Here is a 19,906-nt window from a genome sequence, read left to right on the forward strand (position 1 = left end):
TCATTTCCACAGAAACGGCAGGTAGTGCGCGAAGTCGCCGCGCAGATGGCGGGCGAGCAGGCGCGCCTGCATCAGCGGCACGAGGCCGAGCGGCATTTTTTCGCCGAGCGTCGGGTGCGTGATTTCCTCGCGCTTGCGTTCCTGCCAGACCTGCAGCAGCGTCCGGCGCGCGTCGTCGGAAAGCAGCACGGAACCGTTTTCGAAAAAGCGGAAATCCCGCGACGAGAGCTGGCGGCGGTTGATGAGCGAGAGCGCGACGCGGTCGGCGAGCACGGGGCGGAATTCCTCCATGAGATCGAGCGCGAGCCCCGGGCGCCCCGGCCTGTCGGCGTGCAGAAATCCGATCTGCGGATCGAGCCCCGCGGCGGCGCAGGCGGAGCGGCAGTCGTGCGCGAGCAGCGTGTAGAGAAAACTGAGCACGGCGTTCACGGGATCGCGCGGCGGACGGCGGGAACGCCCCGCGAGGCGCATTTTTTCGTCGGGCGAGACGATGAGCGCGTTGAAGCCGCGGAAATAATGCGCGGCGGTGTCGCCTTCGATGCCGCGCAGCTCGTCGGTCGTCGCGGCGCGGAGCGTTTCGGAAATGCGGTTTCGGTGAATGTCGGCGCAGAGCGAGAGCGCGGCGGCGGCGTCCGCGTCTTTCGCTTCGCGGGCGGCGCGACGCAGGAGCGTGCGCGTGTTGGAAAACTTCGCCTGGATGCAGCGCCGCGCGATGTCGAGCGCCGCCGCGGGATCGTCCGCCGCGCGGTGCTGACGGCGGCGCAGCAGCACGTTCCCGTTCGGATAGCCGTGAACGGCGGCGAGAAATTTTCCGTGCGGATTGAGAAAAGAGACGGCGATTCCGCGTTCGGCGCAGGCGCCCATCAGCGCGGGCGAGCACGCGATGTCCCAGCCGAGCGTGACGATGCCCGCGAGATTGATGAGCGGAAAACGCCCCAGCGATTTCCCGTCGAGGCGGACGTCCGCGCTTTCGCCGTCCAGGCGGACGTAGGCGTTTTCTTTCGTGACATAGAGCGTGTTCTGCAGGATTTTCATGGCGGGAGAAATGTCAGTCGGCGAGCAGGCGGGAACGCCACGCGCGCTCGAGTTTTTCGGCGGCGTCTCCGCATTCGGGAAGGCAGAGTTCGCGCAGGGAACAGGAATCGCACTTCGCGGGATCGTATTGAGCCCGGGGCGTTTCGCCGCGTTCCCGCAAGGCGTGCGCCTCGGCGGCGAGCGTGCGCGTCTTTTCGCGCAGCGCCGCGTCGATGCTCACGTTTTTCCGCCGCCGGGTCTTGCCGTAAAAAAGCGCTCCCGCGGGAACGGCCCGCCCCGTCATTTCTTCGAGACAAAGCGCCTGCGCGCAGAGCTGGATTTCGTCGGAGCCGTGCGGGTTCGGCCTGCCGTGCTTGTATTCGACGGGGAACGGCGTGCCGTCGGGGAGAAATTCCACCGTGTCGGCGACGCCGTAGAGCCCGAGCGCGTCCGAGGCGAGCGGCATCGCGCGCACGACGAGCGTTCCCGCGGTCGCGTGCGCAGCGGGAACGTCCGTCTTTTCGTGCATCAGGCGGCCTTCGGCGGTCAGGCGGTTTTCCGCCCACAGCCGTTCGACGTGTATCAGCGCGAACTGCCGCCCGCAGAACCGGAAATGCTGCAGCGCCGAAATCGCGAGCTTGTCCTCGTCGTCCATCGGAGCGCGCATTCCCGCGAATTTTCTCGCGGGAACGCCGTTTTTCAGAATCCGGGGATTTCTTCCGGCGCGAGACCGGCGAGCGGCGAAAGCGTGTAGGAGCCGTCGGGCTTGACTTCAAGCGTCCGATGGACTTTCGCGGACGAATACTGACCGGATGCGCAATTGTGCTTCCACCAAAAAACGGTCTTCACTTCCATGCTGCCTTCCGGGCGCGCGGAAGAGGCGTCGCCTTCGAAGAGGCGCGGGAGGACTTTTTTGAGCGCTTCCGCGTCCGCGTCGGAAAATCCGGTCAGCGACGCGAGCTGCGGATTGACGGCTCCGAAGAAGACGTAGGTCGCGGCATCGACGCTGTACTTCATGCCCATGGTGTCGGAGGTTTTCTTCGAACCGTCTCCTTCATTGCTCGTGCTTTTGGTGATCTGCATGCTCGTGATGTTGACCTGTTCCACGGAAAACGCGGGCTGAACGGAAACGGGACCGCGAATGCCGATGGAGACCGCATCGGAACCCTCCGCTTCTTCTTCGCCGTCTTTTTTCTTTCCCGTCCCCTTCTTGCCTCCGGCGGGTTTGTAGGCAAAAACCTGCCCGAACGCGCGGACGTCGAACCAGCGCCTGTTCGCGGCGGCGACGATTTCCGCCTTGCCGGCTTTCGCGAGCTTTTCGTCTTCGAGCATTTTTTCGAATCGCGCCTTCAGCGTTCTGCAGCCGTCGTCGCAGCGGTCGTCGGACTGGACGAAAATCGTCTGCCCGTCCGCCTGCAGCCTGTCACGAATCTTGCGTTTCAGGCAGACGTCGGAAATCTCTCCGTGATCGTCGAGCGTGACGCGCGGGCGATTGCCGTTCAACGGATCCCCGTTCGGGTTGGCGTGCTTCACCGTGAAGATTACGGCGAAATCTATTTTGTTCTTCAATGTTTCGTTGCTCATGGAATTTTACTCTCCTTCGGATTCGTTGTTCTGATTCTGATTTTTCTTTTCGAAATTGCGGCGGCGCTGGCAGTGGTAGCCCAGCAGAAATTCCCCGCTGAGCGGCGCGTCGTTCGTGAAGTCTTCGTCGCCGGAAAGCGATCCGAAGATCGTCATCACTTCGTCGATGTCGCTTTCGATCCGTCTCAGCAGACCTTCGCCGGCGTTCTTGCGCAGAATCGCGCGGTAGGGCGTAAGCGAGAGTTCGATCGTGCGCCAGGTCGAGTACGGTCTGAGCGCGAATCGCGACATCAGCTGTTCCGCCTTGGTCTGGCGCGGATTTTTCGAGTCCGCGATTCTCAGCGCTGCGGCTTCGAGATGCTCGCCCAAAGCGAGCAGGCGACCGTAGAGATAGTCGCGCGTTTTTCTGGATTCATCGAGGTTCATCGTCAATTTTTCCTGTGGGTTTTCTTGGTTGAATCTTAAACGGAATACGGCGCAGGCGACGGCGAGCGCGTTTTCCCAATCTTGCTTTTCCTTGAAGGAATTCGGATTCGCGGCGCGCGCGACGCAGGAGTCCGCGAGGTCGCGCGGGAACGCTTTCCGCTCGATGATGCAGGGCAGAATCCGCATCACGGTGCTCTGCAGCAGCTTGTTTTTCGAGGAGACCGCATTCCCGTAAGCGCAGAGCGCAATCTGCTGCGGCGTCGGCGTTTTCGCCGCGGCGGGAAATTCCCTCGTGCGGGGAAACGGCCAGCGGCAATCCGTGTACCAACGGGACAGATTTTCGAAATAAAGCGACTGCGGGAACGACCTGTAGCAGACGAGGGCGAGACGTCCCGGAGAAGCGGAATCCACCGCCGCCACGAAGACCGTGCGGATTTCCTGCGCGGTGAGCTTCGCCGGATAACCGAGCAGATTTTTGACGATTTTGTTTCCGACCGCTCGATTTGCTCCCAGTGTTCTCGTCTCCTCCGTCGGCGGCGTTTCGGGCTCGTCGTCGAAGTCGTCATCGTCGAGGAAAAGCGGGACCTTAACCGTTCCCGCACACCAGGCGACGACGGCGAAGTCCGCGTTGATGAGCGTGCCTTGGCGGGAAATCAGCCATCGGAGCGCACTGTGCGCTTTTTGCGAAACCTCGGCGGAAACGCTGCAGACTTCGCCGGATTCCGCGAAGCGCCCGCGGTACGTGAAGCCGTCGGCGTCGTTGGAGGAAATGAGTTTCGCGCCGTCTCCCGGATTGCGGATTCTCGCCGCGTGAAATTTCGGGAGCACGGCGTTCTCTTTCCCGGAAACGTAGCAGAATCCGCGCGACGTCGAAACGCTCTCGCGAAATTTCGCCCATGAATCGAAGAGCTCGAAATCGCGCCAGACGGCGGGCTCCGTCTCGTTCGGAATTTCAACTTCCCAGCGAATCAGCGCCTTGTACTGCTCGGTCTGTTTGCCGAGCGCCTTCGCGAGCTCCTCGTTCCCGGCGCGCGCGCTCACTTTCCCGTTTTCGTCGAGAGTGACGATTCCCTTGGCGACAAGGTCGGAGACGAGCGTGCCGCGTGCGATGTAATCGCGGACCGCGCGCAGTTTACGCGTCGCGAACTGAGAATCCGCCCACGCGTTCAGCGTTTCAAAATAGCCGACGACAAGGCGCGTTTTGTCGTTCCCGCCCGCAAACGCGAGCCGCGCCGTTTTTTCGTCCACGAAAAAATCCGGACGATTTCCCGCGAGATACATCAGCCGGTCGCAGAGCGCGTGCGGAGCGATTTTCGCACCCGAACGCGCTTCCGATTCCTCGGTCGCGGGAAGAATCGTCTGCGGATTTTCCGTCACGACGCGCGCGTCCGCGAATTCCCCCTTCGCGTTCAACACGACGGTGACGTGGGCGTTCTGCGCGATGTGGAAAATCGGGAAAAGCGGCGTAAGCGCGAGCGTGATTTCCTTGCCGCCGCGGCCGACGAGCGATTCGGTCTCGTATTTGCCGACGAGTTTGCGGTTCGCGTCGTACGTTTCGTAAAGAGCCTGAAGCCAGTGCATCGTTCTCTCCCTCCATGTGTTCAGACAAGCGTCGCGTCGTCGAGTCCGCGGGAACGCGGACGGGCGGGCTTCATCGGTCGGACGGCGCGCGAGAACGGGCATTCTTCCGGACGCGGGAACGTCAGAACGCCTTTCCTCATCACGGGTTTCCAGAAGTTCGCGCGAAGCACGTTTTTTTCCTGCTCGGGAGCATTCGGATTCGGGTATTCGTCTGGATAGGTGAAGCCGTGAAACATCAGACCGAACGCGAGCTCGGGAACGTCGTCGTAGGCGCCGCGGCCTTCTCCGAAAGCGCAGGGCTCGACGTAGCCCTGACATTCCCGCGTGCCGAGACAGATGTCGCGGCGTCCGCCCTTTTCGATCATGCGCCGCGCGACCTCGAAGTGTTTTCCCGCGATTCGGTCTTTCGCCATTTCGGGATAGTTCAGATTCCACTCGAAATGAGCGCGTACCTGATATTCCACGTCGACGAGATACGTGAAGATGGACAAGTCCGGCGCGGATTTCTGGAAGGGGCGCAGCTTGACGCTCTTCGCGGCGGTCTGGATGATCTTCATCACGCGGACCTGGTCCACGAACCACGAAAACGTCGGCTTGAAATAAATGCTTTTCGTGATGCCTTTGAGCGCTTCGTAAGTGGGTATCTGGTAGCTGCCGCGTTCGCCGCCCATGCGCGTTATGGGGTCCGAGAAAAGTGCGAATCGGCCGTGGACTTTGTATTCCACCGTGTTCTTTGGCGTGTCGTGTTTCATGGAAAATCAGATTGATGATTAAAGAATCAGCGTTCCCGCGAGTTCCGGTGCGAGACCGACGGCCGCGGGCGCGGAATCGTAAAATTCGGGAGAGAGCGAATAAAATTCAACGGCTCCGCGATTCAGCATGAAAAAGCGCGCCCCCGCTTCTCCGCCGATCTTTTTTTCGTGAACGGCGACGGTGAATTTCTGCGCGAGGCGCAGCAGCTTCTTAGCGCGCGTCCATTCGTCCGGCGTCTGCGGGTTGCGCAGATCCTGGAGCGCGGCAAGCAGCTCGGCGCCGGTTTTCTGTTCGTCGGGCGGTTCTTCCTCGCGCGTGTTCCCGTTCCCGCGTCCGTCGGGCGTTCCCGTATAGGGCACGAGCACGGAAACGGTTTTCTCTGAAATCGGCGAATAGCCGCTTGCCGTCGTGTCGAAGGCCTGCGGGAGCGGGAAACGTTCGCGCCCGCGGTCTTCGCGGAAAGCGTCTGCGGCCGCGGCGTTGTCCGTCAGCAGCGCACACGCGTCGAGCCCGTCGTTCATCGGGTAGTAAAGCTCGTCCGCGAATCGCGTGAAATAAAGCGAGAAGTAGCGATTGAGAAAGTCTTCGCCGAGACACTTTTCCGCGCTCAGCTCGCGAATCGTCTGCGCGGCCTTGCGTTTTCCTTCCGCTATCTGCGGAATGGCGTCGGCGTTTTCGAGGGTTTTCGTCGGATGGACGATGAACGCCCTGCCGCCGTCCTTGAGCGCGCCGTCGCGGTTGCAGCGCCCGAACGCCTGGGCCAGAGAATCCGCGCCCGCGATGCTGCGCACGACTGCGTTGAAGTCCACGTCCACGCCGCATTCCACGACTTGCGTGCTGACGCAGAGTACCTTCTTTCCGCGACGGGTCGCGTCTGCGAGCGCCTTGCGCGATATGTGCTTTTCAATCACATGGGCACGGTGCGCGGAGCACATCGAATTGCTCAGATGAAACGTTTCCACGTCGTCGTCCGCACGTTCGCGGGCGCGTTTGAAGAGCGCCGCCGCGAACGGTTTCGTGTTCACGACCGCGAGCGTATGTCCGCGCTCCCGTGTCGTTTTGAGCAGGAATTCCGCGAACGCGTCCAAGTCCCAGCGTTCGGATTCCGGAACGTCGCAGACGAGGATTTTCCTGTTCTGCTCGAACGACGGAAAATAGCGCGCATAGTCGGGAATGACATGTGGATCTTCCCGAAGCGAAAGCGCCCAGAATCCGTCGGGAACGCGGTCGAGCAACGGCTGCGTCGCCGTGCACAGCAGAGCGGACGCGCCGCAGAAATCACACAGAAAATTCAGAGCGCCGTTGAAGAGATAGACGGAGCTCGTCGGCAGCGCCTGGATTTCGTCGAAGACGACGACGGCGTTCCCGAGCTTGTTCATCCGGCGCACGCAGTCCGCGCCTTTCGCGTAGAGGGCATTCAGAAACTGAACCGCAGTCGTGAGCACGATCGGAGCGTTCCAGGATTCCGTCTGTTTCCTGTAGGCGTCGACGTCCGATTCGGGAACGACGTTGGAATGGTGTTCCAGAACGCTTGCGGCGAAATCTTTTCCGACGGCGCGGCGGATGACGTCCGCGTTTTGGCTCAAAATCGACGTGTAGGGAATGACGTAGAAAATGCGTTCCGCGCGATGCGCCTTCGCGTGCGCCACGGCGTAGCGCAGCGACGCCAGCGTTTTGCCGCTTCCCGTCGGCAGCGTCAGCAGCGCGATGCCTTTGGAACGGCGCGTTCCCGCGTCGCGGCAACGTTCGGAAATTTCCGTGCGCAGAGCCGATATCTTTGAATCGTTTCTGAAGCCCGAAATAAAGCGCTCCACGGAGGCTTCGACTCTTCCCCAGTCGGGGACGCTCGGCGGAGGCGCGAATACGGCTTCCCCGGCGGCGCTCGTGTGGTCTGCGTCAATCAGACAACTCAGAAGAAAGCGCGCGGTGCTTCCGAGCGCGAACAGCTTTTTCGCCCGGCGGCGATTCTTCGCCCCCTCCCGTGCTGCGAAATTCTTCAGACGTTCGCGGAATTCCCTCAGCTCGCTTTCGAATGCTGCGGATTCCATAGTTTCGGAAATTTCATTTCGGAGTTTCGGCGGGATTCGCTCGGAAACTTCGTTGAAATGCGTCTTCAGCTCTTCCTCGCGGATGCGGGAAAAGACGGAGGGACGGCTCGCGTCCGGAGGCGCGCAGTCGATGAGCGTTCCCGCATGGTGCGAAAAGCAGCACAGAGCGACGATTTGCCGAAAAGCGAGCTCCGAAAAATTGGCGCTTTCGGGGAAGTGCGCCAACGCCCAAAGCCCGCCGGCGCTGGAATGATTGCCGCCGGATTTCGCATGCCCGCCGATGTAGCTTTGGAAGACCTTGCTGAATTTGCCGAGGTCGTGCAAAAGCCCGATGAGCCGCCCGATGCTCGGAAGCCCGATTCGCGACGCGTCGGCGGACGCAATCGCCGCGCACTCGTGCAAGTGCGTTTCAAGCGTTTGCCCGGGACGGGCGATGGCGTCAGATTCGTTCATCTTTGTTGTTCGACAAGGTAGAGAGGTGTGAAAAGGAAGTCAAATAGATTTACTAAAACATAAATAGAATATTATTTATGGGGCGCGCGGTTGACCACGCAACCTTTATTAAAACAAAAATAGTTTCAATCCGCGCTCCCGTGAGGGAGCGATGCTCCACAAGGCTTACGTGTTCGCCATCGCGAAGTTTCATTCCACGCTCCCGCATGGGAACGACCGAAGAAACGTCGAGTTTCGCACAAACGGGGCGGATGTGCGAGCAGGATTTTCCCGGGCGGATTGCGGTAGTTCGAGAAGTCATTGTGCCGCCATGATTTCCCGCACGAATTTTTTTGCAAGAAAAATTTCGAAATCCCCCGAAACCCTCAGGAAATTAAGGGAAACTTTTTTGCGTCCCGCGGAACATCCGCTCTAAAAGGAGCTACGGACGGATTCAGGCGTCCGTCGGCGCAGAATCCGCATTTTCCGCCGGAGTCGATCCGGCGTATTCCGCATTAAGATGCCTTCCTTCCGGATAAACGAACGCCCAGTGCACGCGGTCTCCGATGCGCCTCCCAAGCGCCACGGACTTTTCGCGCGCCTTCACATGCGAGGGCGCGTAGCAGATAAACGGCATCAGCTTGAACTCTTCGAGATTCCCCTTTTTCGCGAGAACCCAAAGCAAATTTTTCCACGTCCACGCCTTGCGAAGCAGCTTGGAAGCTCGCGCGATTTCGTCAAGAACGCGAACTCCGAGATTCCCGGAATCAAGCTGGATATGCTGTGGAAAATACCTTCCCGGCCCGGAGTAAATGTTCGCAGCGTAAACACCCATTCTTCCAAGGTAGAGCGCCTGATCACCGACAATCGCGATTTCGTTCCCGAAATCCTTGCGCAGACGTTCAATCAGCGCCTTGCGGATTTCCGGATCTTGCGGAAGATTCTCCGCAATCACGTCGCGGGAGAATTTTTTCCCGCTTCCGCCGTCTTCAAATTTTTCGCACGGCGCAGAATCGTCGACCGCATTCGGCTTTCCTTTCGGATACGCGCCGCAGCGCCACGCCTTTGCGCTCTTGTGGAAGGCAAAGGCATGTCTGCACCACTGACAGACGATGTCGTCGTTCGGGCTTTTCCACGCTTCCGGATCGAGACCGCACATGCGCATCTGGGATTCGTTGACGAATTCCAAAACGGTGCCGTCCGGATATGTGTGAGTGATTGCCATTTACATTTTCAAAGATAGCCAAACGACGACACGCTTCAAGCCATTTTCGTGACGCTTCTTTCGTTTTTCGGTGATGGATTTCGCTCCCGAGGTAATCGCCATATCCAAGTGCTCCCGGAAATGGCGGGAGGTTCGCGAATGCGTCTCATCCCGCATGAAATCTAAGCTCTGGCGTGGTCGTTCGAGGCGAGCGTTCGTCGCCGCTGCGAAACCGGCTCGGGTTCGCGAAAGATCCGCTCTTGTCTTTGATTTTTCCCTGTGCGATTCTTCTCCAGTCGCTCCCCTCGCGGGAGCGTGGATTGAAACATAATTTTTATTGTTGGTTTGTTGGTTTGTTGGGTCGCTCCCCTCGCGGGAGCGTGGATTGAAACTTGCGGACGCTAATTCTGCTCGCGATTTGATTTGTCGCTCCCCTCGCGGGAGCGTGGATTGAAACACAGACTAGCCCCGCCATTGTGGCGGGGAACTCGTCGCTCCCCTCGCGGGAGCGTGGATTGAAACACCAAGGTGGGCAAACGCAGGATAGTAAAAGTCGTCGCTCCCCTCGCGGGAGCGTGGATTGAAACGTCGACAGGCTCAAAATCTTCCTGCTCCCGAGCCGTCGCTCCCCTCGCGGGAGCGTGGATTGAAACATCGAGTCGCCAACCCTCGCCAAATTGTGGCCGTCGCTCCCCTCGCGGGAGCGTGGATTGAAACAGAAGCGTATTCTCGAGGACTCCAATTCCGCGCGGTCGCTCCCCTCGCGGGAGCGTGGATTGAAACTTCATTTTTTTTAACCTCCTTTCCGCTTCGAGGTCGCTCCCCTCGCGGGAGCGTGGATTGAAACATTTTTGTCCTCCTTTCCATTACGGGCCTCGAGGTCGCTCCCCTCGCGGGAGCGTGGATTGAAACGACGCCAGCGGGCGGAGGTGGCAACCCTGCCGGGTCGCTCCCCTCGCGGGAGCGTGGATTGAAACAACACGCCTATGGCGGCGCCTAATGCTACCCAAGCAGTCGCTCCCCTCGCGGGAGCGTGGATTGAAACCAACCTTTGCCGGCCTGAGAGGTGCCGGTAGAGTCGCTCCCCTCGCGGGAGCGTGGATTGAAACGTTCCCGCGCGCCTCACGTGGGCCCATTGGGTCGTCGCTCCCCTCGCGGGAGCGTGGATTGAAACACCATTGCCAAAAAGCACCTGTGCACCAAGCACGTCGCTCCCCTCGCGGGAGCGTGGATTGAAACCAGACACGCCAGTACGCGCGCAAGGGTAACGCGCGTCGCTCCCCTCGCGGGAGCGTGGATTGAAACCGAGTGGTATGAGCTGGTCAAAATGGCGCGGGAGGTCGCTCCCCTCGCGGGAGCGTGGATTGAAACGTCCGCGGCGGGGACACCGTCGCGGATTTTTTTGTCGCTCCCCTCGCGGGAGCGTGGATTGAAACCACATCGGGCCTCGAGGTCGAGGCGGTTAATAAGTCGCTCCCCTCGCGGGAGCGTGGATTGAAACCACGTGGAACATGGATTAACATAGAAAGAAGGAGTCGCTCCCCTCGCGGGAGCGTGGATTGAAACCACGTGGAACAAGCTGAAAGTTATAAGCTCCGCGTCGCTCCCCTCGCGGGAGCGTGGATTGAAACTTGGTGGCTTTAGCCAACCTATAAAGATTAACGTCGCTCCCCTCGCGGGAGCGTGGATTGAAACTTAAACAACAATGCAACACAGTTTTGACATGATGTCGCTCCCCTCGCGGGAGCGTGGATTGAAACCAGCCTTTACCTGCCTGAGAGGTGCCGGTAGAGTCGCTCCCCTCGCGGGAGCGTGGATTGAAACCAAATACGCCAATAGCCGCGGAGAGGGAGCACCGGTCGCTCCCCTCGCGGGAGCGTGGATTGAAACATGTTAAATTTTTCGTAGGTTAAAAATTTAAGGTCGCTCCCCTCGCGGGAGCGTGGATTGAAACTGCGTTTCTGCGTGCGCGGGCGTGCGCGCCGCCGTCGCTCCCCTCGCGGGAGCGTGGATTGAAACACGCGCGTCGAAGTGCGCGACGAAACGCCGGGTGTCGCTCCCCTCGCGGGAGCGTGGATTGAAACAAGCAAAAATTTTAGCGACAGTGCCAACGGCATGTCGCTCCCCTCGCGGGAGCGTGGATTGAAACTCGCTTGGCAAGTTGGTTCGTCCGCGGCGGGGAGTCGCTCCCCTCGCGGGAGCGTGGATTGAAACCGTGCTTCCCCTGCGCGCGTACTGGCGTATCTGGTCGCTCCCCTCGCGGGAGCGTGGATTGAAACTTTATCCTCCTTTCTCGCTTCGGCCTCTAAGTCGTCGCTCCCCTCGCGGGAGCGTGGATTGAAACCCTGAGGACTTCTTCCTCGCCCAGCTTGGCGATTGTCGCTCCCCTCGCGGGAGCGTGGATTGAAACCAGCCTTTACCTGCCTGGGTCTCATTAGGCGAGTCGCTCCCCTCGCGGGAGCGTGGATTGAAACCAGCTCCAACGCTTTTATGAGCGACAGGCGCGTGGTGTCGCTCCCCTCGCGGGAGCGTGGATTGAAACAACTCCAGCGCTTTTATGAGCGACAGGCGCGTGGGTCGCTCCCCTCGCGGGAGCGTGGATTGAAACGCTCGGCGTGCAGTTTAACCAGACTGGCACGAGTCGCTCCCCTCGCGGGAGCGTGGATTGAAACGTCAACCGGCTCAAAATCTTCTCGATCCCGAGCGTCGCTCCCCTCGCGGGAGCGTGGATTGAAACATGACGTCTCAATAAAAAGGGGGGCGATCCCTCGTCGCTCCCCTCGCGGGAGCGTGGATTGAAACGCGCCTTTACACGCAGGAAATCACTATTGCACGGTCGCTCCCCTCGCGGGAGCGTGGATTGAAACCTCTCCCCGTCTGAAATTTCAACTTCCTTCCCGTGTCGCTCCCCTCGCGGGAGCGTGGATTGAAACAATTTATGTTTTAATTTAATTAACCTTAGCGATGTCGCTCCCCTCGCGGGAGCGTGGATTGAAACGCGTCGTAAGCTGTCTGCCTATACCACACTATAGTCGCTCCCCTCGCGGGAGCGTGGATTGAAACCTCTATGGCGTAATCGCGGAATCAAAGAACGCCGTCGCTCCCCTCGCGGGAGCGTGGATTGAAACTTCTCGTTCCCGAGCCATTTTTACAAGCTCGGTCGCTCCCCTCGCGGGAGCGTGGATTGAAACCATGATTGTTCCTTTGGTTGATTGTTGATTGTTTGTCGCTCCCCTCGCGGGAGCGTGGATTGAAACAACGCCTTCCGGCGGGGGTGGCAACCCCGCCGGGTCGCTCCCCTCGCGGGAGCGTGGATTGAAACTTCGTTCCCTCGCGATTGGCGTGGATCCATTGGTCGCTCCCCTCGCGGGAGCGTGGATTGAAACACAACCCATTGTGAATAACTGACCCCACCCCTCGTCGCTCCCCTCGCGGGAGCGTGGATTGAAACCGGATCTGCTGCCGCCTCCAAAGCGGAGGACTGTTGTCGCTCCCCTCGCGGGAGCGTGGATTGAAACATGAGGCTTGTTATTCTCGAACTGCGCTCCGTGGTCGCTCCCCTCGCGGGAGCGTGGATTGAAACCTTTTCCATGATTGTTCCTTGGTTGTGGTTGAGTCGCTCCCCTCGCGGGAGCGTGGATTGAAACAATTAGGCGCCCATTAAAAGGGCGCCCCTTAAAGGTCGCTCCCCTCGCGGGAGCGTGGATTGAAACTTTCGACAAACCTGCGGCGCGTTGCCGCGGGTAGTCGCTCCCCTCGCGGGAGCGTGGATTGAAACCCGTGTTTTCGTCCCACGAGAGCAGCGCGCCGCCGTCGCTCCCCTCGCGGGAGCGTGGATTGAAACGGATAAACGAGCTGGATGAACGCGAAGCGCTGGAGTCGCTCCCCTCGCGGGAGCGTGGATTGAAACTCTCGACATTTCGATCCCGACGAAATCGCGCCCGTCGCTCCCCTCGCGGGAGCGTGGATTGAAACTCCTGCCGCGCTCCTCGCGGCTTGGCACAACCGTCGCTCCCCTCGCGGGAGCGTGGATTGAAACGCTTCTTCATTTTTAACCTCCTTTCTCGCTTCGGTCGCTCCCCTCGCGGGAGCGTGGATTGAAACAATTGCAGCGTTTTTATGAGCGACAGGCCCGAGGTCGCTCCCCTCGCGGGAGCGTGGATTGAAACCATGATTTTACCTTTGGTTGATTGTTGATTGTTGTCGCTCCCCTCGCGGGAGCGTGGATTGAAACTCCTGCTCGCGAGCAGTATTAATCTCCTGCTCCTGTCGCTCCCCTCGCGGGAGCGTGGATTGAAACCATGATTTTACCTTTGGTTGATTGTTGATTGTTGTCGCTCCCCTCGCGGGAGCGTGGATTGAAACTTGATGGATGTGCTCAAGGTGACGCGCTTCTCCGCGTCGCTCCCCTCGCGGGAGCGTGGATTGAAACTTCACGCTCTCGCGCCATTTTGACGAGCTCATAGTCGCTCCCCTCGCGGGAGCGTGGATTGAAACACTAAAAATACCCATTGATTACCTCCTATCAAAGTCGCTCCCCTCGCGGGAGCGTGGATTGAAACATTAAAGCTTTTGAAATTATCCACATTTATCCAGTCGCTCCCCTCGCGGGAGCGTGGATTGAAACACTCCCAGTTTTTTCGAGCCTGTCCCCCAAAAACGTCGCTCCCCTCGCGGGAGCGTGGATTGAAACATAATCTATCGTCGTTTGATAGATTGCTGACGAGTCGCTCCCCTCGCGGGAGCGTGGATTGAAACTTTTCCATGATTGTTCCTTTGGTTGTGGTTGATGTCGCTCCCCTCGCGGGAGCGTGGATTGAAACTGTAGTCATACGCCAAAACAGGCGCGCACGGAGGTCGCTCCCCTCGCGGGAGCGTGGATTGAAACCTGCGAAGCGGCGAAGGCTGCGGCGAAGGCGGCGTCGCTCCCCTCGCGGGAGCGTGGATTGAAACAGCAGGGCAAGAGCTCCTTCGCCGTCGTCGCTGTCGCTCCCCTCGCGGGAGCGTGGATTGAAACTTGAGGGAGTGGATGCGCGGCATTCGCCCAGCGCGTCGCTCCCCTCGCGGGAGCGTGGATTGAAACGCTCGAGATTGCCGACGCTCCCCATGATGGCGGGTCGCTCCCCTCGCGGGAGCGTGGATTGAAACCAAACCTGCGCCGCGGCGGAAAAGTAGCCGCGGTCGCTCCCCTCGCGGGAGCGTGGATTGAAACGTTCCACATCACGACAAACACGGGGGAAATGTGTCGCTCCCCTCGCGGGAGCGTGGATTGAAACACTGCGGGAACGTCCCGCTCGAGGTTGCCCACGTCGCTCCCCTCGCGGGAGCGTGGATTGAAACATGCTGGCACGGGATAGGGCACTTCGTCGCCGAGTCGCTCCCCTCGCGGGAGCGTGGATTGAAACATGGCTTGCGGGACGGGAAAGACGCAGACCGCGTCGCTCCCCTCGCGGGAGCGTGGATTGAAACTTTAACGCTATAAGAAAATTCACGAAGGAGGCGTCGCTCCCCTCGCGGGAGCGTGGATTGAAACTGAAACTGCGCCCGAATTTACGCGTCCGCGTTGTCGCTCCCCTCGCGGGAGCGTGGATTGAAACCAAAACACCAATTCGCCGTCGGGCGTGAGCATGGTCGCTCCCCTCGCGGGAGCGTGGATTGAAACCCGAAGGAGTAGGGGATACCCTCATTACGCGATACAAGTCGCTCCCCTCGCGGGAGCGTGGATTGAAACCGTTTTGGAAACAGTTTCGCCTTTCAGCGCGGCCGTCGCTCCCCTCGCGGGAGCGTGGATTGAAACCACGTGGAACAAGCCGAACGCTATAAGTTTTGTCGCTCCCCTCGCGGGAGCGTGGATTGAAACAACTCCGTGGAAATCCGGTTCACGGCGTTCCGCGTCGCTCCCCTCGCGGGAGCGTGGATTGAAACACGTAGATGCCCGCGTAAACGCCCGTCGTGTCGGTCGCTCCCTCACGGGAGCGCGGATTGAAACCGGCTGACGTGTTTTCCGCATGCGCGGCGCGAAGTCGCTCCCTCACGGGAGCGTGGATTGAAGCGCGCTCGACGCGTTCACGCAGAGCGAGCTCGCGACCAACGCGCGGCTGAAGCTCATCTACGACACGCAGTACACGCGAGCGCGCGCGCAGATTCAGCGCAGGGACGACATCGAGAGCGGCGCGCTGAAGCTGTTCCCGGCGCAGGAACTGAAGCGCGGCGGCGCGCGAAAGAAGCCGCGCGATTGGAAAAAGCGGTGGCAGGATGCGGGCGGAAAGCTCGTCGAGGGACGCATGGTCGCCCTCGTCGACGACCCGATCTGGGCGCGCATTTCGCGCTGGGGCGACCCGCTCCCGCCGTTCGACTACAATTCCGGCATGAAGCTCTTCAAGGTTTCGCGCGCGAACGCGATTCGGCTCGGTTTGCTGCCGAAGCCGGAAAGCGCGGCGCGCAAGGCGAAGCCCGAAAGCGGCGAGAAACGCCCCGTTCCCGCGCCCGAAACGCCGAAGGCGAGCGACATTGCCAAGGCGAAGCTCGAACGCGCGCGTGAGGCGATTTTGGGCATTCCCGCGCCCGCGGAGCCGCCGCTTTCGCCGGCAATCAAGGCGAACGCGCAGATCGTCGCTAAGGCGGTGGGCGTCAAGCTCGGCGCGCCGATGACGTTCGAACAGGGCGACGGGAACAGCGTCAACCCGAACTACGCCAAGGCGCGGCGTTTCCGCGACAACTGCCAAACCTGCGTCGTCGCCTACGAAATGCGTCGAAGGGGGCTCGACGTTCAGGCCAGGGGCTCGGGAGATTCACCGCATCAGTCTGACCTCGAGGAAGGGACGCAGTTCGCTTGGAAGGACGCGACGAAGAAGAAGCTGAAATCCTCCGGAAGGCGCGGCCATCTGAAAGCGCTCGATGACGCGACGCGCGAGAAAGGACGCTACTTCGTCGAAGTGAAGTGGGCCCGAGGGAGCGGTCACGTTTTCTGTGCCGAGCGCACTCAAGACGGCGCGCTCAAACTTTACGACCCGCAAAACGCTTCGGTCGGCGATTCTTCTTCGGGGATTTTCGGAGACCGCGGGAACTACTTCGACGACATCGCGAAGAACGGGATTTCCGTTTTGAGGGTCGACGACAGAGAGGCTGACGTCAGGGTTGTTTCAGGCGTTGTCAAACGCAACAAACCTTGAGTTTTTCCAAACAGGCATGAAATCAAAGGAGCCTAATCGATCATGTTTCCCGTCGCTGCCGACACGAATAGCCCCGTAATCGTTAAGAAGCCTTTCCGTGAGCTCGCTCCCGAAAAAATCGTCGCCGCCGAGCCTGCCGAAGTGAATGAGCTTGCCGATGTCTTTGTTCGGATAATCACCCTCGATCGCCTTACGCGCGATTTCCGCCTTTTGTTCCAACGTCATGGCGGCAGTAAACCCCTTTGAACCTCAAATTGAAAGCGAAAAAGCATGAGGAACGGACGCGCGTCGAGCGCGAGAATATCGCTTTAAGTTTCGGCGGGTTTGCGTTTTAATCGGTGGGCATGGCAAACATTCAATTCAACGGAGTCGGCATCCGCGCGGTCGCGGCGTGCGTTCCCGCGGACGTTTCGCGCAACGCGGACGCGCTGCGCGGGCTTCTGCCCGACGACGAAATTGAAAAGACGATTCACGCGATCGGCATCCGCGAAAAACGCCTCGCGCCGAAAAACGTCTGCGCCTCCGATCTCTGCGCCGCCGCCGCGGAAAAGCTCTTCGCCGACAATCCCGACGCGCCGCGCGACGAAATCGACTTCCTGCTCTTCATGAGCCAGACGGCGGATTTCCGCACGCCCGCGACCGCGCCGATTCTCCAGCATCGGCTCGGGCTCCCGCAGAGCTGCGCCGCGCTCGACCTTTCGCTCGCGTGTTCCGGCTACGTCTACGCGCTTTCGACCGCGTTCGCCTACGCCGCGCTTCCCGGCGTGCGTCGCGTGCTGCTGCTCGACGGCGAAACGTATTCCAAGTGCGTCAATCCGCGCGACCGCGTCAATGCGCCGCTTTACGGCGACGCGGGAACGGCGACGCTCGTCGAAAAATCGCCCGAATTCGGCGCCGCCCACTTCACGCTGAAGACCGACGGCGGCGGCGCGGACGTCGTGAAGATTCCCGCCGGAGGCAGCCGCGTTCCCGCGAGCGCGGAGACGCTGCGCGAGGAAACCGACGCGGAGGGCAACGTCCGCTCCGGGTGCGAAGTCCGCATGAACGGTATGGACGTATTCAATTTCGCGATACGCAGCGTTCCCGCCGTGACGAAGGAAACGGCGGCGCGCGCGGGATTCGCGCCCGCGGACGCGGACTGCGTCGTCTTCCACCAGGCGAACAGAATGATGACGGACTTCCTCGCGGCGCGCATGAAGATCGCGCCCGAAAAAATTTTGTATTCGCTCGGCGAATACGGGAACACGAGCTCGGCGTCGATTCCGCTGACGCTCGCCGCGCGCGGAAACGCCCTCGCCGCGCGGGAACGCGCCCTGCTCTGCGGCTTCGGCGCCGGGCTTTCCTGGGCCGCCGCCGCGCTCTCGCTCGCGCCGACGAAATTTTCGGAACCCTTCGACTTCAACCCGACATGAACATCACGAACTTCAGACTGCATCACATCGGCGTCGCCGTCGCGGACATCGCGCGCGCGGCGGACGAGCTTCGCGAAAACGGCTTTCTCTGCGGAGAAAAAATCTTCGATCCGCTGCAGCGCGTAAACGTCTGCTTCGCCGAAAAGCCCGACGAAATTCCGCTGGAGCTCGTCGAGCCCGCCGGCGAAGATTCTCCGGTCTCCGAGCTGCTGAAAAACAGCGGCGGCGAATCGGAAGCCAGCTTCGTCTGCTACGCCGTTCCCGACGTCGAAGCGGCGATCCGCGACCTGCGCGCGCAGTCCTGGCTGCTCGTCAAGGCGCCCGTGCCCGCCGTCGCCTGCGGGAACGCGAAAGTCGCGTTTCTCTTCTCGAAGGACGCCGGGCTGATCGAGCTGCTGGAACAGAAAAACGCGTGAAACGCTTCGTCTTCAGAAACGCGACCGTCGAGCCGTTTTTCCCGCGCGGAGAAACGGAGTTCTCCGGCTACGGCGACGTTTCCCGCGCGCCCGCGGACGCGGAGATCTTCCGCTGGTTCTACGCGCTCCCGCCCGACGCGGAGCCGGGCGAAGCGCGCGCGCTCGTCGCGGATTTCCTGCAGCGGCTCCGTCTCGCGGCGGCGCGCGTTCCCGCGGAAAAGCCGTTCGAGCTCGTCCCGCTCGCCGCGCCGCGCCGCGCGCCGCTCGTGCTTTCCGACTCGCGTCTGCGCGACGCCGTCGCCTTCTACGCCGCCGAGCTGGAAAAATTTTCGCGGGAACGCGGGAACGCGCCCGTGCTCGCCGCGCCGGAATTCGGCGTCGACTGGCGCCTCTGGTTTCTGACGAAAACGCCGTTTTCTCCGGCGAAAAAACTCGCGGGAACGCCGCCGCCCGCGCCGCGCGTTCCCGTCCCGCGCAAAAAAGGCCTCGTGCTCGACTGCGACGGCACGCTCTGGGGCGGCACGCTCGGCGAAGACGGTTTCGCGGGAATAAAGATCGGCGGCGATTACCCCGGGAACGCCTTCGCGCATTTTCAGAAACGCCTCGTCGCGCTCGCCGAAAGCGGCGTCGTGCTCGCGGTGTCTTCAAAAAACAATTACGCCGACGTGCGCGAAGTCTTCGAGAGGCATCCGGACATGATTCTGCGCCCCGAGCACGTTTCCGCCTGGCGCGTGAACTGGAACGACAAGGCGGAGAGCGTCCGCGAAATCGCCGCGGAGCTCAACGTCGGCGCGGACTCGCTCGTCTTCGTCGACGACGACGCGCGGGAACGCGAACGCGTGCTTCAGGCGTTCGGCGGCGCCGTCGCCGCGCCCGCGTATCCGGCGCAGCCTTACGCGCTTCCGGAATTTTTCGAGACGCTCGCCGACGCGTTCTTCCGCGCGGAAACGCTGACGCGCGAAGACGCCGAAAAGACGCGCCAATATCGCGACGCCGCCGCGCGCGCGGAATTTTCGCGGACGTTCGCCTCGCTCGCGGACTACGTCGCCTCTCTCGGCATCCGCCTGCGCCTCGCGCCCGCCGACGATTTTTCGCTCCCGCGCCTCGCCCAGCTGACGCAGAAGACCAATCAGTTCAACCTCGCGACGCGCCGGCGCACGGAAGCGGAACTGCGCGGATTTCTCAAGCGCGGGAACGCCGTATTCTCGCTCGCGGCGGCGGACAGGTTCGGCGACCTCGGCATCGTCGGCGAAGCGGAAATCTCCTTCGCGGACGCGGGAAAATCCGCGCGCGTCGAAAATTTCATGATGAGCTGCCGCGCACTCGGCCGCGGCGTCGAAACGGCGTTCGCCCGGGCGCTGCTGAATCTTCTGCGGGAACGCGGCGTCGAAGCGGTTTCCGCGGACTTCGCGCCCACCGCGAAGAACGCGCCCTGCGCGAAATTCCTGCCCTCGCTCGGCTTCGCGGCGGCGGACGCCGCGGGAACGCGCTTCGCGCTCGACCTGCGCGCGCGCGGAGCCTTCGAAATTTCCTCTGCCTACGAATTCGTATCCGATGAACAACGACATTGAACCGCGTCTCGAAAAAGTCTTTCGGGAAACGCTCGGGCTCGAGCGCGTTCCCGCGGAGCTTTCGCAGTCGAACTGCCCCGCCTGGGATTCCGTCGGGCACCTGAACCTGATTCTCGCGCTGGAGGCGGAGTTCGGCGTCTTTTTCGAGCCCGAGGAAATCGCAGCGCTCCGCACGCTCGCAGACGTTCGCGCCGCGCTCGAAAAGAAGAGCGACAAGGAACCGACAAGCGACAGGTGACAAGTGACAGGAGAATACCTAAGCAGACACTTCCGCTTCCGAATTTTTAATCCCT

The 19,906-nt window shown here is 61.0% G+C and carries 13 protein-coding genes and 1 CRISPR repeat array; of the genes, 5 read left to right on the forward strand and 8 right to left on the reverse strand.

The genetic code is table 11. The features are described from left to right. The 7 genes from cas1c to ACQREB_RS04085 all read right to left on the reverse strand — a co-directional run bounded on the left by cas1c (nt 1) and on the right by ACQREB_RS04085 (nt 9,063). The gene (gene cas1c, locus ACQREB_RS04055) at nt 1-1,035 is read right to left on the reverse strand and encodes a type I-C CRISPR-associated endonuclease Cas1c (protein WP_427765619.1); all 1,035 of its coding nucleotides are present in this window, start codon (nt 1,033-1,035) and stop codon (nt 1-3) included. Nucleotides 1,036-1,048: 13 nt separating this feature from the next. After that, a complete protein-coding gene (gene cas4 / locus ACQREB_RS04060) occupies nt 1,049-1,681 on the reverse strand; it encodes a CRISPR-associated protein Cas4 (protein ID WP_427765621.1) in 633 nt (210 codons plus the stop codon). Nucleotides 1,682-1,713: 32 nt separating this feature from the next. Further along, nucleotides 1,714-2,598, reverse strand: a complete 885-nt coding sequence (gene cas7c, locus ACQREB_RS04065; RefSeq protein ID WP_427765624.1) for a type I-C CRISPR-associated protein Cas7/Csd2 — start codon at nt 2,596-2,598, stop codon at nt 1,714-1,716. A 6-nt stretch (nt 2,599-2,604) separates the two neighbouring features. Then, nucleotides 2,605-4,605 carry a type I-C CRISPR-associated protein Cas8c/Csd1 gene (cas8c, locus tag ACQREB_RS04070; protein WP_427765627.1) on the reverse strand — a complete coding sequence of 667 codons (2,001 nt, stop codon included), beginning with the start codon at nt 4,603-4,605 and terminating at the stop codon, nt 2,605-2,607. 20 nt (nt 4,606-4,625) lie between these two features. Next, nucleotides 4,626-5,357: a type I-C CRISPR-associated protein Cas5c gene (gene cas5c, locus ACQREB_RS04075; RefSeq protein WP_427765629.1), complete on the reverse strand. Its 732-nt coding sequence runs from the start codon at nt 5,355-5,357 to the stop codon at nt 4,626-4,628. Nucleotides 5,358-5,375: 18 nt separating this feature from the next. Continuing rightward, nucleotides 5,376-7,859 (reverse strand): CRISPR-associated helicase Cas3', encoded by a 2,484-nt coding sequence (gene cas3, locus ACQREB_RS04080; RefSeq protein ID WP_427765632.1) that lies wholly within the window; start codon nt 7,857-7,859, stop codon nt 5,376-5,378. A gap of 433 nt (nt 7,860-8,292) precedes the next feature. Continuing rightward, entirely contained in the window at nt 8,293-9,063 is a 771-nt protein-coding gene (locus tag ACQREB_RS04085) for a hypothetical protein (RefSeq protein WP_427765634.1), read from the reverse strand. Between the two features lie 274 nt (nt 9,064-9,337). Continuing rightward, nucleotides 9,338-14,967: direct repeats of the CRISPR family, unit length 32 nt; unit sequence GTCGCTCCCCTCGCGGGAGCGTGGATTGAAAC. 359 nt (nt 14,968-15,326) lie between these two features. On the opposite strand from ACQREB_RS04085, the gene ACQREB_RS04090 reads away from it, so the two are divergent. Beyond that, complete coding sequence (locus tag ACQREB_RS04090) at nt 15,327-16,214, forward strand: toxin glutamine deamidase domain-containing protein (protein ID WP_427765636.1); 888 nt, start codon at nt 15,327-15,329, stop codon at nt 16,212-16,214. Here ACQREB_RS04090 and ACQREB_RS04095 read toward each other — a convergent pair. Beyond that, nucleotides 16,185-16,439 carry a hypothetical protein gene (locus ACQREB_RS04095; protein ID WP_427765639.1) on the reverse strand — a complete coding sequence of 85 codons (255 nt, stop codon included), beginning with the start codon at nt 16,437-16,439 and terminating at the stop codon, nt 16,185-16,187. The two genes, ACQREB_RS04090 and ACQREB_RS04095, sit on opposite strands and share 30 nt — an antisense overlap. 119 nt (nt 16,440-16,558) lie before the next feature. Between ACQREB_RS04095 and ACQREB_RS04100 the strand changes: the two genes are divergently transcribed. The 4 genes from ACQREB_RS04100 to ACQREB_RS04115 are packed head-to-tail and all read left to right on the forward strand — an operon-like array spanning nt 16,559 to nt 19,851. After that, nucleotides 16,559-17,626, forward strand: coding sequence for a 3-oxoacyl-ACP synthase III family protein (locus ACQREB_RS04100; RefSeq protein ID WP_427765642.1), 1,068 nt, complete (start codon nt 16,559-16,561; stop codon nt 17,624-17,626). Next, the gene (locus ACQREB_RS04105; RefSeq protein WP_427765645.1) at nt 17,623-18,042 is read left to right on the forward strand and encodes a VOC family protein; all 420 of its coding nucleotides are present in this window, start codon (nt 17,623-17,625) and stop codon (nt 18,040-18,042) included. The genes ACQREB_RS04100 and ACQREB_RS04105 overlap by 4 nt, the downstream gene beginning before the upstream one ends. Beyond that, the gene (locus tag ACQREB_RS04110; protein ID WP_427765648.1) at nt 18,039-19,613 is read left to right on the forward strand and encodes an HAD-IIIC family phosphatase; all 1,575 of its coding nucleotides are present in this window, start codon (nt 18,039-18,041) and stop codon (nt 19,611-19,613) included. The genes ACQREB_RS04105 and ACQREB_RS04110 overlap by 4 nt, the downstream gene beginning before the upstream one ends. Continuing rightward, nucleotides 19,597-19,851: an acyl carrier protein gene (locus ACQREB_RS04115; RefSeq protein WP_427765651.1), complete on the forward strand. Its 255-nt coding sequence runs from the start codon at nt 19,597-19,599 to the stop codon at nt 19,849-19,851. The genes ACQREB_RS04110 and ACQREB_RS04115 overlap by 17 nt, the downstream gene beginning before the upstream one ends. The last annotated feature ends 55 nt before the right edge of the window (nt 19,852-19,906 follow it).

It is taken from the genome of Candidatus Spyradosoma sp. SGI.093, assembly GCF_050314555.1.
Taxonomy (GTDB): Bacteria; Verrucomicrobiota; Verrucomicrobiia; order Opitutales; family UBA953; genus Spyradosoma.